General features: G+C 71.4%; 11 protein-coding genes. All 11 read left to right on the forward strand.

Annotation, left to right across the window (positions count from 1 at the left end):
- Positions 1-178: 178 nt before the first annotated feature.
- On the forward strand, positions 179-1,552 hold the full coding sequence (locus ACGFW5_RS02985; RefSeq protein ID WP_393832391.1) for a DUF6716 putative glycosyltransferase: 1,374 nt from the start codon (positions 179-181) through the stop codon (positions 1,550-1,552).
- Positions 1,552-2,829 carry a cytidylyltransferase domain-containing protein gene (locus ACGFW5_RS02990; protein ID WP_393832392.1) on the forward strand — a complete coding sequence of 426 codons (1,278 nt, stop codon included), beginning with the start codon at positions 1,552-1,554 and terminating at the stop codon, positions 2,827-2,829. The genes ACGFW5_RS02985 and ACGFW5_RS02990 overlap by 1 nt, the downstream gene beginning before the upstream one ends.
- Positions 2,826-3,785 carry an N-acetylneuraminate synthase family protein gene (locus ACGFW5_RS02995; protein WP_393832393.1) on the forward strand — a complete coding sequence of 320 codons (960 nt, stop codon included), beginning with the start codon at positions 2,826-2,828 and terminating at the stop codon, positions 3,783-3,785. The genes ACGFW5_RS02990 and ACGFW5_RS02995 overlap by 4 nt, the downstream gene beginning before the upstream one ends.
- Positions 3,786-3,791: 6 nt before the next feature.
- Positions 3,792-4,892 carry a hypothetical protein gene (locus ACGFW5_RS03000; RefSeq protein WP_393832394.1) on the forward strand — a complete coding sequence of 367 codons (1,101 nt, stop codon included), beginning with the start codon at positions 3,792-3,794 and terminating at the stop codon, positions 4,890-4,892.
- A gap of 378 nt (positions 4,893-5,270) precedes the next feature.
- Positions 5,271-6,536: an amidohydrolase gene (locus ACGFW5_RS03005; RefSeq protein WP_393832720.1), complete on the forward strand. Its 1,266-nt coding sequence runs from the start codon at positions 5,271-5,273 to the stop codon at positions 6,534-6,536.
- Positions 6,537-6,676: 140 nt separating this feature from the next.
- Positions 6,677-7,741 carry a BMP family protein gene (locus tag ACGFW5_RS03010; RefSeq protein WP_393832395.1) on the forward strand — a complete coding sequence of 355 codons (1,065 nt, stop codon included), beginning with the start codon at positions 6,677-6,679 and terminating at the stop codon, positions 7,739-7,741.
- Positions 7,742-7,968: 227 nt separating this feature from the next.
- A complete protein-coding gene (locus ACGFW5_RS03015; RefSeq protein ID WP_393832721.1) occupies positions 7,969-9,534 on the forward strand; it encodes an ABC transporter ATP-binding protein in 1,566 nt (521 codons plus the stop codon).
- Complete coding sequence (locus ACGFW5_RS03020; RefSeq protein WP_393832396.1) at positions 9,531-10,655, forward strand: ABC transporter permease; 1,125 nt, start codon at positions 9,531-9,533, stop codon at positions 10,653-10,655. Before ACGFW5_RS03015 ends, ACGFW5_RS03020 begins: the two co-directional genes overlap by 4 nt.
- Complete coding sequence (locus ACGFW5_RS03025; protein ID WP_393832397.1) at positions 10,652-11,941, forward strand: ABC transporter permease; 1,290 nt, start codon at positions 10,652-10,654, stop codon at positions 11,939-11,941. Before ACGFW5_RS03020 ends, ACGFW5_RS03025 begins: the two co-directional genes overlap by 4 nt.
- The gene (locus ACGFW5_RS03030) at positions 11,938-12,330 is read left to right on the forward strand and encodes a cytidine deaminase (protein WP_393832398.1); all 393 of its coding nucleotides are present in this window, start codon (positions 11,938-11,940) and stop codon (positions 12,328-12,330) included. Before ACGFW5_RS03025 ends, ACGFW5_RS03030 begins: the two co-directional genes overlap by 4 nt.
- Before the next feature lie 101 nt (positions 12,331-12,431).
- Complete coding sequence (locus ACGFW5_RS03035; RefSeq protein WP_393832399.1) at positions 12,432-13,709, forward strand: thymidine phosphorylase; 1,278 nt, start codon at positions 12,432-12,434, stop codon at positions 13,707-13,709.
- Positions 13,710-13,717 lie beyond the last annotated feature (8 nt).

Consider the following 13,717-nt stretch of genomic DNA (forward strand, 5'->3'; position numbering starts at 1 on the left):
GCTAGGGCGCCGCGTGTCCTTCGTCCTGTCCGGCGCGGGGATGCCGGATGAACGACGCACGGCGGGACCGTTAACCGGCCCGCCCCGCCGCCCCGCACGCCGTCCGTAGTCACGCTGTTAACCCTTTGTTGCAGCCGAGTTGGGCCGCGAATCCGCCGGGCTTCCTAGTTTCTACGGCGTGCCATCACGTACCGATTCGCGGCTTCGGATCGCGGTTCTCGCGGATTCGGACACCCGGTGGAAATGGGGCGCGCTCACCGCGCGCCGCCTCGCCGAGCAGGCGTCCGGGACCGAGCCCGCCGAGCCCAGGACCGCCGCCCCCGCCCCCGACGGCTTCCTGCTGCGCGGCCGCGCCACCCCCACGCCCCGTCAGCTCGACGAGGCCGGGATCGCGACCGACACCGCACGGGAGGTGACGCTGGCGCAGTTCCTCGCCGCCACGGAGGAAGGGGCGACGGACGGAACGCGCCGGGCGGCGTACGACGTGATCGTGCTCGCGCTCGTCGGCGGCGCCGCCCAGGCGGCGCTGCACGGGCTCGCCGCCCGCTGGCGTGGGCGCGCCCGGCGGCCCGTGGTCGTCACCGGCTACGTCGGCGTGGTCTACGAGAAGCTCGCCGACGGCCTGCTCCTGCGGCACGGCGCGGACATCGTGCTCGCCAACTCCCGCCACGACGCCGAGCGCTTCCGCGCGGTGTACGAGGGGGTGGGCGCGGACGCCCGGGCGGTCACTCAGGCGGCGCTGCCCTTCCTCGGCGGCGCCGCCCACCGGGTGGAACCCGGTCGCGACACGGTCGTCTTCGCCGCCCAGCCCTCCGTCCCGGAGAGCCGCGCCGACCGGGAGTACCTGCTGCGGCGTCTGATCGGGCACGCCGGGCGCCACCCCGGGCGCGAGGTCGTGCTCAAGCTCCGCTCCAAGCCGGGCGAACACACCACGCACATCGAGGAACACCCCTTCCAGCGACTCGCCCGCGGCCTGGACACGCCGCCCAACTTCCGTATGGCGTACGGGAACATGGGCGATGTCCTGGACCACGCCGACCTCCTGGTGACCGTCTCCTCGACCGCCGCCCTGGAATCCCTGCACCGTTCGGTCCCCACCGCCGTCCTGACCGACCTCGGTGTACGCGAAGTCCTGGGCAACCACCACTTCATCGGTTCCGGCTGCCTCACCTCCTGGGACCGGCTCGACGCCGGACACCGTCCCGCGCCCGACCCCGCGTGGCTCGCCGCCCAGGGCATCGCGCCGGGCGCGGCCCACCACCGCGCCTTCGACCACGTACGCGAGCGCCTGGGCGACCTGCTCGCGCGGGAGGCGCTGCCGCCGATCACGCCGTACTACACCGCCACCACCGCGCCGGGCTATCTGCCGGGCATCCTCGCCCGCCACCACCTGGCCCCCGACGGCGCCCCGCTGCCCGGCGCGGCCCCCGCGCGCGAGCCGTCCGGGCTGCGCCGCGTGCTCAGGGACGCCGTGCGCGACGCGGCGCGGGGCGCCTACCGCCACGGCGTACAGCGGATCGCGCCCGTGATCCGCCGGATGGGAGAACTCTGATGAGCACAGCGAAGGCCGCCCCCGTGAGGAAAGTCCTCGCGGTGATCCCCGCCCGGGGCGGCTCCAAGGGCGTACCCGGCAAGAACCTCGCCAGCATCGCCGGAGTGCCGCTCGTCGTCCGGGCCGTGCTCGCCTGCCGGGCCGCGCGCCACGTGAGCGATGTCGCCGTCTCCACCGACGACCCCGCGATCGCCGCGGCGGCCCGCGCCGCCGGCGCCGACGTGGTGACCCGCCCGGCCGCCATCGCGGGCGACACCGCCACCAGCGAGGCCGCCGTGCTGCACGCCCTGGACGCGTACCCGGACACCGACGCGGTGCTGCTCGTCCAGTGCACCAGCCCGTTCCTGACCCGCGAGGACATCGAGGGGGTGGCGGCGGCGGTGATCGAGGACGGCGCCGACACGGCCGTCACCGTCGCCCCCTTCCACGGATTCCTGTGGCGCGAGTCCATCGAGGACGGGGCGGCTCACGGCCAGGGCATGGGCCACGACAAGGCGGTCCGGCCGCGCCGTCAGGACCGGCCCCAGGACTTCCTGGAGACGGGCGCCGCCTACGCCATGGACGCGGCGGGCTTCCGCACCCACCGGCACCGCTTCTTCGGCCGCACCGCGCTCGTGCGCACCGACCCGGCCCGGGTCCTGGAGATCGACGAGCCGCACGACCTGGAACGCGCCCGCGCGCTCGCCCCCCTCATGGACCGCCCGGCGCTCCCCACCCTCGACGACATCGACGCGGTCGTCCTCGACTTCGACGGCACCCAGACCGACGACAAGGTGCTCATCGACTCCGAGGGCCGCGAACTCGTCGCCGTGCACCGGGGTGACGGCCTCGGCATCGCCGCCCTGCGCCGGGCAGGACTGAAGCTGCTCGTCCTGTCCACCGAACAGAACCCGGTCGTCGCCGCCCGCGCACGCAAGCTCAAGATCCCCGTGCTGCACGGCATCGACCGCAAGGACCTCGCCCTCAAGCAGTGGTGCGAGGACGAGGGCGTCGACCCCCAGCGCGTGCTCTACGCCGGCAACGACGTCAACGACCTGCCCTGCTTCGCGCTCGCCGGCTGGCCCGTCGCCGTCGCGAGCGCCCACGACACGGTGCGCGCCGCCGCGCGCGCCGTCACCAGCACCCCCGGCGGCGAAGGAGCGGTCCGCGAGATCGCCGCCTGGCTCCTCGGACCCGGACTCGACCGCACCCCACCGACCCGGCCCCACCACACCTCCCGGCCCCACCCCACCCCCCAGCCCCACCACACCCCCGCACACGAAGGAACCTCCTCATGAGCAACCGTCTGCGCACCCTCGGCAGCCGCACCGCAGGCCCGGGCCGTCCCGTGTACGTCACCGGCGAGATCGGCATCAACCACAACGGCGACCTCGACACGGCGCTCGCCCTGATCGACGCCGCGGCCGACGCCGGCTGCGACGCGGTCAAGTTCCAAAAGCGCACCCCCGAGATCTGCACCCCGCGCGACCAGTGGGACATCGAGCGGGACACCCCGTGGGGCCGGATGACGTACATCGACTACCGCCACCGCGTGGAGTTCGGCGAGGACGAGTACCGTGCCATCGACGCCCACTGCACGCGCCGCGGCATCGACTGGTTCGCCTCCCCGTGGGACACCGAGGCCGTCGCCTTCCTGGAGAAGTTCGACGTGCCGGCCCACAAGGTGGCCTCCGCCTCGCTCACCGACGACGAGCTGCTGCGCGCCCTGCGCGCCACCGGACGGACGGTCATCCTCTCCACCGGCATGTCCACGCCGCACCAGATCCGGCACGCGGTGGAGGTGCTGGGCAGCGCCAACATCCTTCTCTGCCACGCCACTTCGACGTACCCGGCCAAGGCCGAAGAGCTCAACCTGCGGGTGATCAACAGCCTGATGGCCGAGTACCCGAACGTGCCCATCGGCTACAGCGGCCACGAGACCGGGCTCCAGACCACGCTCGCCGCCGTCGCGCTCGGCGCCGCCTTCGTCGAACGCCACATCACCCTCGACCGCGCCATGTGGGGCTCCGACCAGGCCGCGTCCGTCGAGCCCGGCGGCCTGGTCCGCCTGGTCCGCGACATCCGCACCATCGAGGCGGCGCTCGGCGACGGCGTCAAGAAGGTCTACGAATCCGAGCTCGCGCCGATGAAGAAGCTCCGCCGCGTCGCCGGAGTCGTCGCCCAGGCGGAAGCGGACACCGGCGCGGGCCACGCCGGCCGCGCCGCCGGGGACCGCACCGCGGCCACGGTCTGAGAGGGCGTGCCCGCCGTGCCTCGGGACCCCCGCGCCACCGTCGCGTTCGTGGAGAGCCCGGTCCAGCTGCTCAACGTCCTGGAGTGGGCGCACGCGCCCGGCCCGCTGCTCGACGGCGTGCCCGCACAGCAGCGCGCCGAGACGCCGGACCTGTCGGACCTGACCGTCGTGGTGCTCTCGCCGACCGACCCCATGTCGCGCGGCCAGCTGCGCCGGATGGCCGAACTCGCCCGTGACGCGGGGGCGAAGGTGCGGTGGGAGGAGGCACGGGCCGGGCTCACGGCCCCGCTCCAGACGGTGGGCGGGCTCGCCCCGATGCTGCGGCGGGCGGAGCGGATCGTCATCGGCGACCCGTTCTCGCGCTACGTACAGCTGCTCCTGACCGCGGCCCGCGCGCGTGATCTGGTGGTCGTGGACGACGGCACCGCGACCATGGAGTTCGTCTCCCAACTCGCGCGCGGGGAACGGCTGGTGCGCTGGCACCGGCGCGGCAGCAGGGCCGGGGCGCGCGAGCTCCTGTTCGCGCCGGTCTCCGCCGCGGCCCGCCGCCGGCTCAGCCCCGCGCGGCGCCGCGCGGTGACCGTGTTCAGCGCGATGCCCATCGAGGCACCCGAGGGCGTCATGGTCGCCCCCAACACCTTCGGCTGGACCCGGGCGCGCTTCGGCCCTCCCCGGCTGACCAAGGGCGCCGACCTGGTGGGGACCTCGCTGGTCGAGACCGGTGTCGTCGATCCCGTCAGCTACCTCGAAGCGGTCGGCGTCCTCGCCCGTACGCACGGTGTGACCCGCTATTTCGCGCACCGCCGCGAGTCGGCGGACAAACTGCACACCCTGCACGCCCGTACCGGCCTGGAGATCGTCCGGCCCGATCTGCCGCTCGAACTCATCGCGCGGCGCGGGCCGGTGGGCCGCACGGTCCTGAGTTTCCCCTCCACCGTCGTCCACACGCTCCCGCTCGCGCTCGCGGGCACGGGCGTGTCCGTGGTGGTGTGCGACATCGACCCGCGGTGGCTCACCGAGCGGGCTTCCCCCCGTGCGCAGGGCTTCCTCGACGGGGTGACCGGGACGGCCCGCAAGGCCCACGGGCTCGCGACGGTGGCCGCCTAGGGGGTGTCTGGTGGATCATGGCCGGGGGTGCGGCGCCTGGCACGGCACCTCGCGGCGTTGCCGAAACGCCCCGATAGCTCCGCTATCACGACGTTCCGGCGCCTTGCGATGCACCGCACCAGGCGCCGCACCCTGACCGACCCTGATCCACCAGACACCCCCTAGCGGGCCCGAGCCCGCTCCCTGAAGCGCGGCGCCTCCTCCCGCGGGGGAACGCCCGTTCCACCACATCGGGCAGAAGGACGAAATACTTTACCCAGCCGACGCGATCGACATGCGCCAGGCGACCAGCTTTCTTTCCCCTATGCGGCTGAACTTTTGTTGATCGCGAGCGAGTTGAGCCTCAAAAAGGCCTACCCTCAACGAGTGAACCAGTTGATGTCCCGTGACTCGTCCGAAGCCGATCTGCCCGGTGACGCACCGCTGCCCGGCGAGCTGAGCGAGGCCCTGTGTGCCGAACTCATCGCCTTCCGGCGGGACTTGCACATGCACCCGGAGCTGGGCAATCAGGAGTTCAGGACCACCGCCGCGATCAGAGCCCGGCTCGAAGCGGCCGGCCTCGAACCGCGCGTCCTGCCGGGCGGCACCGGGCTCATCTGCGACATCGGGGCACCGGCGGGGGAGCGGAGCGCGGCCAGGAGCGGCGGGCGGCGGGCCGGCGCCCGCGCGATGCTCGCCCTGCGCGCGGACATCGACGCACTGCCCATCCCCGACGCGAAGGCGGGCGTCCCCTACCGCTCCACCGTGCCGGACCGCGCGCACGCCTGCGGGCACGACGTGCACACCACCACCGTCCTCGGCGCCGGCCTCGTCCTGGCCGCGCTGCACCGCGAGGGCCTGCTCCCCGCTCCCGTACGGCTGCTCTTCCAGCCCGCGGAGGAAGTCCTGCCCGGCGGCGCGGCGGACGCGATCGTGGCGGGCGTCCTGGACGGCGTGGGACGGATCATCGCGGTCCACTGCGACCCGCGCGTCGACGCGGGCCGGATCGGTCTTCGCCCCGGCGCCATCACCTCCGCCTGCGACCGCCTCGAAGTCGCCCTCGACGGCCCCGGCGGCCACACCGCGCGCCCGCACCTGACCACCGACCTGGTGACGGCCGTCGCGCGCGTCGCCTCCGACGTGCCGGCGCTCCTCGCCCGCCGCATCGACGCCCGCGCCGGGCTCGCCCTCACCTGGGGCCGCATCGAGTCGGGCCACGCATGCAACGTGATCCCGATGCACGCCGAGCTGGCTGGAACCGTGCGCTGCCTCGACCTCGACGCCTGGCGCGACGCGCCCGACCTCGTACACGCCGCGATCGACGAAGTGGCCACCCTGCACGGGGCCAAATCGGAGATCAACTACGTGCGCGGGGTGCCCCCGGTCGTCAACGATCCGGCCGTGACCGAGCTGCTGCGCGACGCGATGGCGGCGCGCCGGGGCCCGTTCGCCGTCGAGGACACGGAGCAGTCACTGGGTGGCGAGGACTTTTCGTGGTACCTGGAGCACGTACCAGGGGCGATGGCCCGCCTCGGGGTGCGCACGCCCGGCTCGAACGCCCGGCTTGACCTCCATCGGGGTGATTTCGACGCGGACGAGGCGGCCATCAAGGTGGGCGTGGAGCTCTTCACCGCCGCTGCGCTGCTCGATGGCAACCGCGCGTAACCGGACACTTCATCCCCTGTTCGCGGCGATTCGATAACGGCTTCCGAACAGGGCTTTACGCGACATCTACGCGCGTTACGATCCGACGCGAAACCAGCGCCGGTAGGGGCGCCTCGGTTCAGGTTTGAAGGGACCTCCTCTTGCGCCGGGTATCCAAGATCGCTGCGGCAGGTATCGCCACCGCCGCGCTCGCGCTTTCCGCCACCGCCTGTGGCTCCACGTCCTCCCAGAAGGACTCGGGCACCTCTTCGTCGTCCTCCGCGGGCGGCAAGGGCGTCAAGATCGGTGTCGCGTACGACGTCGGTGGCCGTGGTGACCACTCGTTCAACGACTCCGCCGCGCGCGGCATCGACAAGGCCAAGTCCGAGTTCGGCGGCTCCGTCAAGGAGCTGACGGCCAAGACCACCGACACCGAGGCGGACCGCGAGCAGCGTCTGACCGACCTCGCGGGCGCGGGCTACAACCCGGTCATCGGCATCGGCTACGCCTACGCGAACTCGATGAAGAAGGTGGCGGGCAAGTACCCGAACGTCACCTTCGGCATCGTCGACTCCGTGGTCGAGGGCCCCAAGAACATCGACAACATCGTCTTCACCGAGGAGCAGGGCTCCTACCTCGCGGGTGTCGCCGCGGCGCTGAAGACCAAGTCCGGCCACGTCGGCTTCATCGGCGGCGTCGACGTCCCCCTCATCAAGAAGTTCGAGGCGGGCTTCAACCAGGGCGTCAAGGACACCAAGCCCGACGTCAAGATCGACAACCAGTACCTGTCGCACGGCTCGGACACCTCCGGCTTCGCCAGCCCCGACAAGGGCAAGGAAGCCGCGCAGGGCATGCTCGACAACGGCGCCGATGTCATCTACACGGCGGCTGGCTCCTCCGGCACCGGTGCGATCGAGGCCGTCGCGGGCAAGAAGGGCGCCTGGGCGATCGGTGTCGACTCCGACCAGTACCAGCAGGCCTCGCTGTCCAAGTACAAGAACTCGATCCTGACCTCGGTCGTCAAGAACGTCGACATCGGCGTCTACGACCTGATCAAGTCGATCAAGGACGGCAAGCCGCTGGTCGGCACCAACAGCTACCCGCTGGCCAAGGGCGGCGTTTCGCTCGCCACCAGCGGTGGCTTCATCGACGACCTGAAGCCGCAGCTCGACGCGGCCCAGAAGAAGATCGTCGACGGCACCATCAAGGTCAAGACGACCCCGTGACCCGTGGCGGTCACTGACCGCCCTGTCGTACCTCGGCCCGGTGAGCAGGGACCACCCTGCTCACCGGGCCGTAACGAAGTGTCAACTCTACGCGCGTAGGCCGAAGTTGGCGCGCCGTGAGTGTGCTGAACTACTCAGCCGGGAGCCCGGCTTGGCACATCAGTACGCTTCCCGGCTTCCCCGGAAGCTCCCCGCCCCCCTGCTCCTGCCCACGAGGAGAGTGCGCCATCAACGCGTCCAGCCCTCCCGCCGTCGAACTGCGCGGCATCACCAAACGATTCCCCGGTGTCGTCGCCAACAAGGACATCGACATCACCGTACGCATGGGCACCGTGCACGCCCTGTGCGGTGAGAACGGCGCCGGCAAGTCGACCCTGATGAAGATCCTCTACGGCATGCAGAAGCCGGACGAGGGCACCATCACCATCGACGGCACCGAGGCCTCCTTCTCCAGCCCCGCGGACGCCATCGCGCTCGGCATCGGCATGGTCCACCAGCACTTCATGCTGGCCGACAACCTGACCGTCCTGGAGAACGTCGTCCTCGGCGGCGAGAAGCTGTACGGCATCGGCGCCAAGGCCCGCAACAAGATCCAGGAGATCTCGGACGCGTACGGCCTCGGGGTGCGCCCCGACGCCCTCGTCGAGGACCTGGGCGTCGCCGACCGCCAGCGCGTGGAGATCCTGAAGGTCCTCTACCGCGGCGCACGCACCCTCATCCTCGACGAGCCGACCGCGGTCCTGGTCCCCCAGGAGGTCGAAGCCCTCTTCGACAACCTGCGCGAGCTCAAGGCCGAGGGCCTGACCGTCATCTTCATCTCGCACAAGCTCGGCGAGGTGCTGTCGGTCGCCGACGAGATCACGGTGATCCGGCGCGGCACCACCGTCGGCACCGCCGACCCCCGCACCACCACCACCAAGCAGCTCGCCGAGCTGATGGTGGGCAGCGAGCTGCCCTCGCCCGAGACCCGCGAGTCGACGGTCACCACGGTCCCCATGCTCCAGGTCGCCGACCTGCGCCTGGCGGCCACCGACCCCGACGGTGTGGTGCGCGAGGTGCTGTCCTCGGTGTCCTTCACCATCCACAAGGGCGAAGTGCTCGGCATCGCGGGCGTCGAGGGCAACGGCCAGGCCGAACTGGTCGAGGCCATCATGGGCATGCGCCTGCCCGACGGCGGCGTCATCACCCTGGACACCAGCGACATCTCGACCGCCCCGACGCGCAAGCGCCGCGAGGGCGGCATCGGCTACATCCCCGAGGACCGCCACCGCCACGGCCTGCTCCTGGAAGCGCCGCTGTGGGAGAACCGCATCCTCGGCCACGTCACCGAGAAGCCCAACTCCAAGGGCGCCCTCCTCGACAACGGGGCGGCCCGCAAGGACACCGAGCGGATCGTGCGCGAGTACGACGTGCGCACCCCCGGCATCGAGGTCACCGCGGCGTCCCTGTCCGGCGGCAACCAGCAGAAGCTGATCGTCGGCCGCGAGATGAGCCACAACCCCAAGCTGCTGATCGCCGCGCACCCCACCCGGGGTGTGGACGTCGGCGCCCAGGCGCAGATCTGGGACCAGATCCGCGAGGCCCGCCGTGAGGGCCTCGCCGTGCTCCTGATCTCCGCCGACCTGGACGAGCTGATCGGCCTGTCCGACACCCTGCGGGTGATGTACCGGGGCCGACTGGTCGCCGACGCCGACCCCGCCACGATCACCCCCGAGGAACTGGGCTCCGCCATGACCGGTGCCGCCAGCGGCCACCTGGAGCACCAGCAGAACACTGGGGGAGAGGACCGATGAAGAAGCTCACCTCCCGGATCGACAAGGAGAAGCTGCTCCTCGCGATCGCGGCCCCCGTGCTCGCGCTCGTCGCGGCCCTTGTCGTCACCGCCCTGATCATCCTGGCCACCGGCAAGAACCCGTTCCCGGCCTTCAACGACATGCTGTCGTACGGCTCGGCGAGCGACAGCCAGGTCTACATCCTCAACAAGGCGACGACGTACTACCTCGCGGGCATCGCGGTGGCCATCGGCTTCCGCATGAACCTCTTCAACATCGGCGTCGACGGCCAGTACCGCCTCGCGGCGTTCCTCGCGGCCGTCGTCGGCGGCGCGATGAGCCTGCCGGGCATCGTGCAGATCCCGGTCATCATCATCGTCGCCATGCTGGTCGGCGCGATGTGGTCGGCGGTCGCGGGCATCCTGAAGGTCACCCGGGGCGTCAGCGAGGTCATCTCGACCATCATGCTGAACGCCATCGCGACCGCGATCATCGCCTACCTCCTCCAGCCCGACCGGCTCGGCCAGCTCGACGAGGCCGGCACGTTGGTCTCCACCAAGCCGCTGCCCAGCTCGTCGTGGTTCTTCACCCTGGACATGGGCCCGGCAGGACAGCTGTGGGGCTTCATCGTCGTCGCGGTCCTGGTCGGCGTGGCGTACTGGTTCACGCTCGGCCGCACCCGCTTCGGCTTCGACCTGCGGGCCGTCGGCCAGTCCGAGTCGGCGGCCGCGGCGAGCGGTGCCAACGTCAAGAAGATGATCGTCACCAGCATGATCATCTCGGGTGCGGTGGCCGGCCTCGTCGGCATGCCGACGCTGCTCAACGACAGCCACCAGTTCGACAACAGCTTCCCGCTCGGCCTCGGCTTCACGGGCATCGCGATCGCGCTGCTCGGCCGCAACCACCCGGTGGGCGTCGCGCTCGCCGCGCTGCTCTGGGGCTACCTGGAGCGCACCACAGGACACTTCGAAGTGATCGGCTACGACAAGGAGATCCTCGGCGTGATCCAGGGCGTCATCGTCCTGTGCGTCGTGATCGCCTACGAACTCGTCCGCCGTTACGGCCTCAAGCGCCAGCAGCAGCGTGTCGGCGCCGAGCTCGCGGCGCTGGCCGCCAAGACCGAGACGGAGGTGACGGCATGAGCGTCACGACCGATACGACCACGACCCCACCGCCTCCGGCCGGAGTCAAGCGGGGCAACGCCACGCGCAAGTTCTCCCTCGCACAGGTCCTGATGATCATCGCGGGTGCGCTGATCCTCGTCTCCGCCGTACGCATCATCACCGGCGCCGACCAGCTCACCAGCGAGGGCCAGATCAGCGCCGCGCTCGGCCTCGCCGTGCCGATCGGGCTCGCGGGCCTGGCCGGTCTGTGGTCCGAGCGGGCCGGCGTGGTCAACATCGGCCTCGAAGGCATGATGATCCTCGGCACCTTCGGCGCCGGCTGGGTCGGCTGGCAGTCCAGCCCCTGGCTCGGCCTGCTCGCGGGCATCGGCTTCGGTGTACTCGGCGGCCTGATCCACGCCGTCGCCACCATCACCTTCGGCGTCGACCACATCGTCTCCGGTGTCGCGGTCAACCTGCTCGCGCTCGGCGTCACGCAGTACCTCGCCAAGCTGTTCTTCAACGGCGGCGAGGCCCAGGTCAAGGGCGGCAACCCCAAGCAGTCGCCGCCCGCCGACCCGCTGCCCAGCTTCAGCATCCCGGGCCTGTCCTCGGGCCTCGAATCGATCCAGAACCACCACTGGTTCCTGATCTCCGACGTCGCGGGCATCATCGGCGGCCTGGTCACCGAGGTCTCCTGGGTCACCGTCATCGTCGTGGCGCTGTTCGTCGGCACCTGGTGGCTGCTGTGGAAGACCGCCTTCGGACTGCGCCTGCGTTCCTGCGGCGAGAACCCGATCGCGGCCGAGTCGCTGGGCGTCAACGTCTACTCCTACAAGTACGCGGCGGTCGCCGTCTCCGGTGGCCTCGCGGGCCTCGGCGGCGCGTTCCTCGCGCTGGTCACCTCGCACATCTACCTGGAGAACCAGACCGGCGGCCGCGGCTACATCGGCCTCGCCGCGATGATCTTCGGCAACTGGCGTCCGGGCGGACTCGCCATGGGCGCGGGCCTGTTCGGCTTCTCCGACGCCCTCCAGCTGCGCAACGGCGGCACCACCGTGCACGCCCTGCTGCTCCTGCTCGTCGTGCTCCTCGCGGCGCTGGCCGGCTGGAAGGCGTACAAGAAGGCGATGATCCAGGCCGCGGTCAGCGCGGTGATGGCCGTGCTCATCCTGGTCTGGTACCTGGTCACCGACGACGTGCCCGGCGACTTCGTCGGCGCGACCCCGTACGTCGTGACGCTCCTTGTCCTCTCGCTCTCCGCCCAGCGGCTGCGGATGCCCAAGGCGGACGGCATGCGCTACCGGAAGGGCCAGGGCAAGTGACGCCGACACTCGACTGGGACGCCCTGCGCACGGCCGCGCGCGAGGCCATGTCCCGCGCGTACGCGCCGTACTCGGGCTACCCGGTCGGCGCGGCCGCCCTGGTCGACGACGGCCGCACGGTGACCGGCTGCAACGTCGAGAACGCCTCGTACGGCATCGGCCTGTGCGCCGAGTGCGGGCTCGTCTCGGCGCTCCAGCTCTCCGGCGGCGGCCGCCTGACGCACTTCACCTGCGTCGACGGCCACGGCGACGTGCTCGTGCCGTGCGGGCGCTGCCGTCAGCTGCTCTTCGAATTCGGCGGCCCCGAGCTCCTGTTGGAGACCCCGGCGGGCATCCTCACGCTGTCCGAGATGCTGCCCCAGGCCTTCGGCCCGGACCACCTGAAGTAACCTCTCCGGCCCCCGCACCCCGGTGCGGGGGCCGCACTGTCCTCACCTCTCTATGCGCGTAGAGTCGCGCACGTAACGTGCACCAAGCCGGAAGGAATGCCATGGACGTCATCTCCGTCATCCGCACCAAGCGAGACCGGGGCGAGCTGTCTCCCGAGCAGATCGACTGGGTCATCGACGCGTACACGCGCGGCGTGGTCGCCGACGAGCAGATGTCCGCCCTCGCCATGGCGATCCTCCTCAACGGCATGAACCGCACGGAGATCGCCCGCTGGACCGCCGCCATGATCGCCTCCGGCGAGCGCATGAACTTCGACGCGCTCTCCCGCCCGACCGCCGACAAGCACTCCACCGGCGGCGTCGGCGACAAGATCACCCTGCCGCTCGCCCCGCTGGTCGCCGCGTGCGGCGCGGCCGTGCCGCAGCTCTCGGGCCGGGGCCTCGGCCACACCGGCGGCACCCTGGACAAGCTGGAGTCCATCCCCGGCTGGCGCGCGCTGCTCTCCAACGAGGAGATGCTGAACGTCCTCGACACCACCGGCGCGGTCATCTGCGCGGCGGGCGACGGCCTGGCCCCCGCCGACAAGAAGCTGTACGCGCTGCGCGACGTGACCGGCACGGTGGAGGCGATCCCCCTGATCGCCTCGTCCATCATGTCGAAGAAGATCGCCGAGGGCACCGGCTCCCTCGTCCTGGACGTGAAGGTCGGCACCGGCGCGTTCATGAAGAACATCGAGGACGCGCGTGAACTGGCGTCCACGATGGTCGCGTTGGGCACGGACAGCGGCGTGAAGACGGTGGCGCTGCTCACCGACATGTCCACCCCGCTCGGCCTGACCGCCGGCAACGCCCTCGAAGTCCGGGAATCCGTCGAGGTGTTGGCGGGCGGCGGCCCCTCCGACGTCGTCGAGCTCACCATCGCGCTGGCCCGCGAGATGCTGGACGCGGCGGCCATCAAGGACGCCGACCCGGCGAAGGCCCTCGCGGACGGCTCCGCGATGGACGTGTGGCGCCGGATGATCGCGGCGCAGGGCGGCGACCCGGACGCGGCCCTGCCGGTCGCCCGCGAGCAGCACGTCATCACCGCCCCCTCCTCGGGCGTCCTGACCCGCCTCGACGCGTACGACATCGGCGTTGCCGCCTGGCGCCTCGGCGCGGGCCGCGCCCGCAAGGAGGACCCGGTGCAGGCGGGCGCGGGCGTCGAGCTCCACGCCAAGCCCGGCGACACGGTGACCGCGGGCCAGCCCCTGCTGACCCTGCACACGGACACGCCGGAGAAGTTCGCGTACGCGCTGGAGTCGCTGGCCGCCTCCTACGACGTGGCGCCGGCCGGGACGGCGTTCTCGGCGACGCCGATCGTGCGGGAACGTATCGCCTGACCTGCGCT

It is taken from the genome of Streptomyces sp. NPDC048416 (assembly GCF_043200435.1).
Lineage (GTDB): Bacteria > Actinomycetota > Actinomycetes > Streptomycetales > Streptomycetaceae > Streptomyces.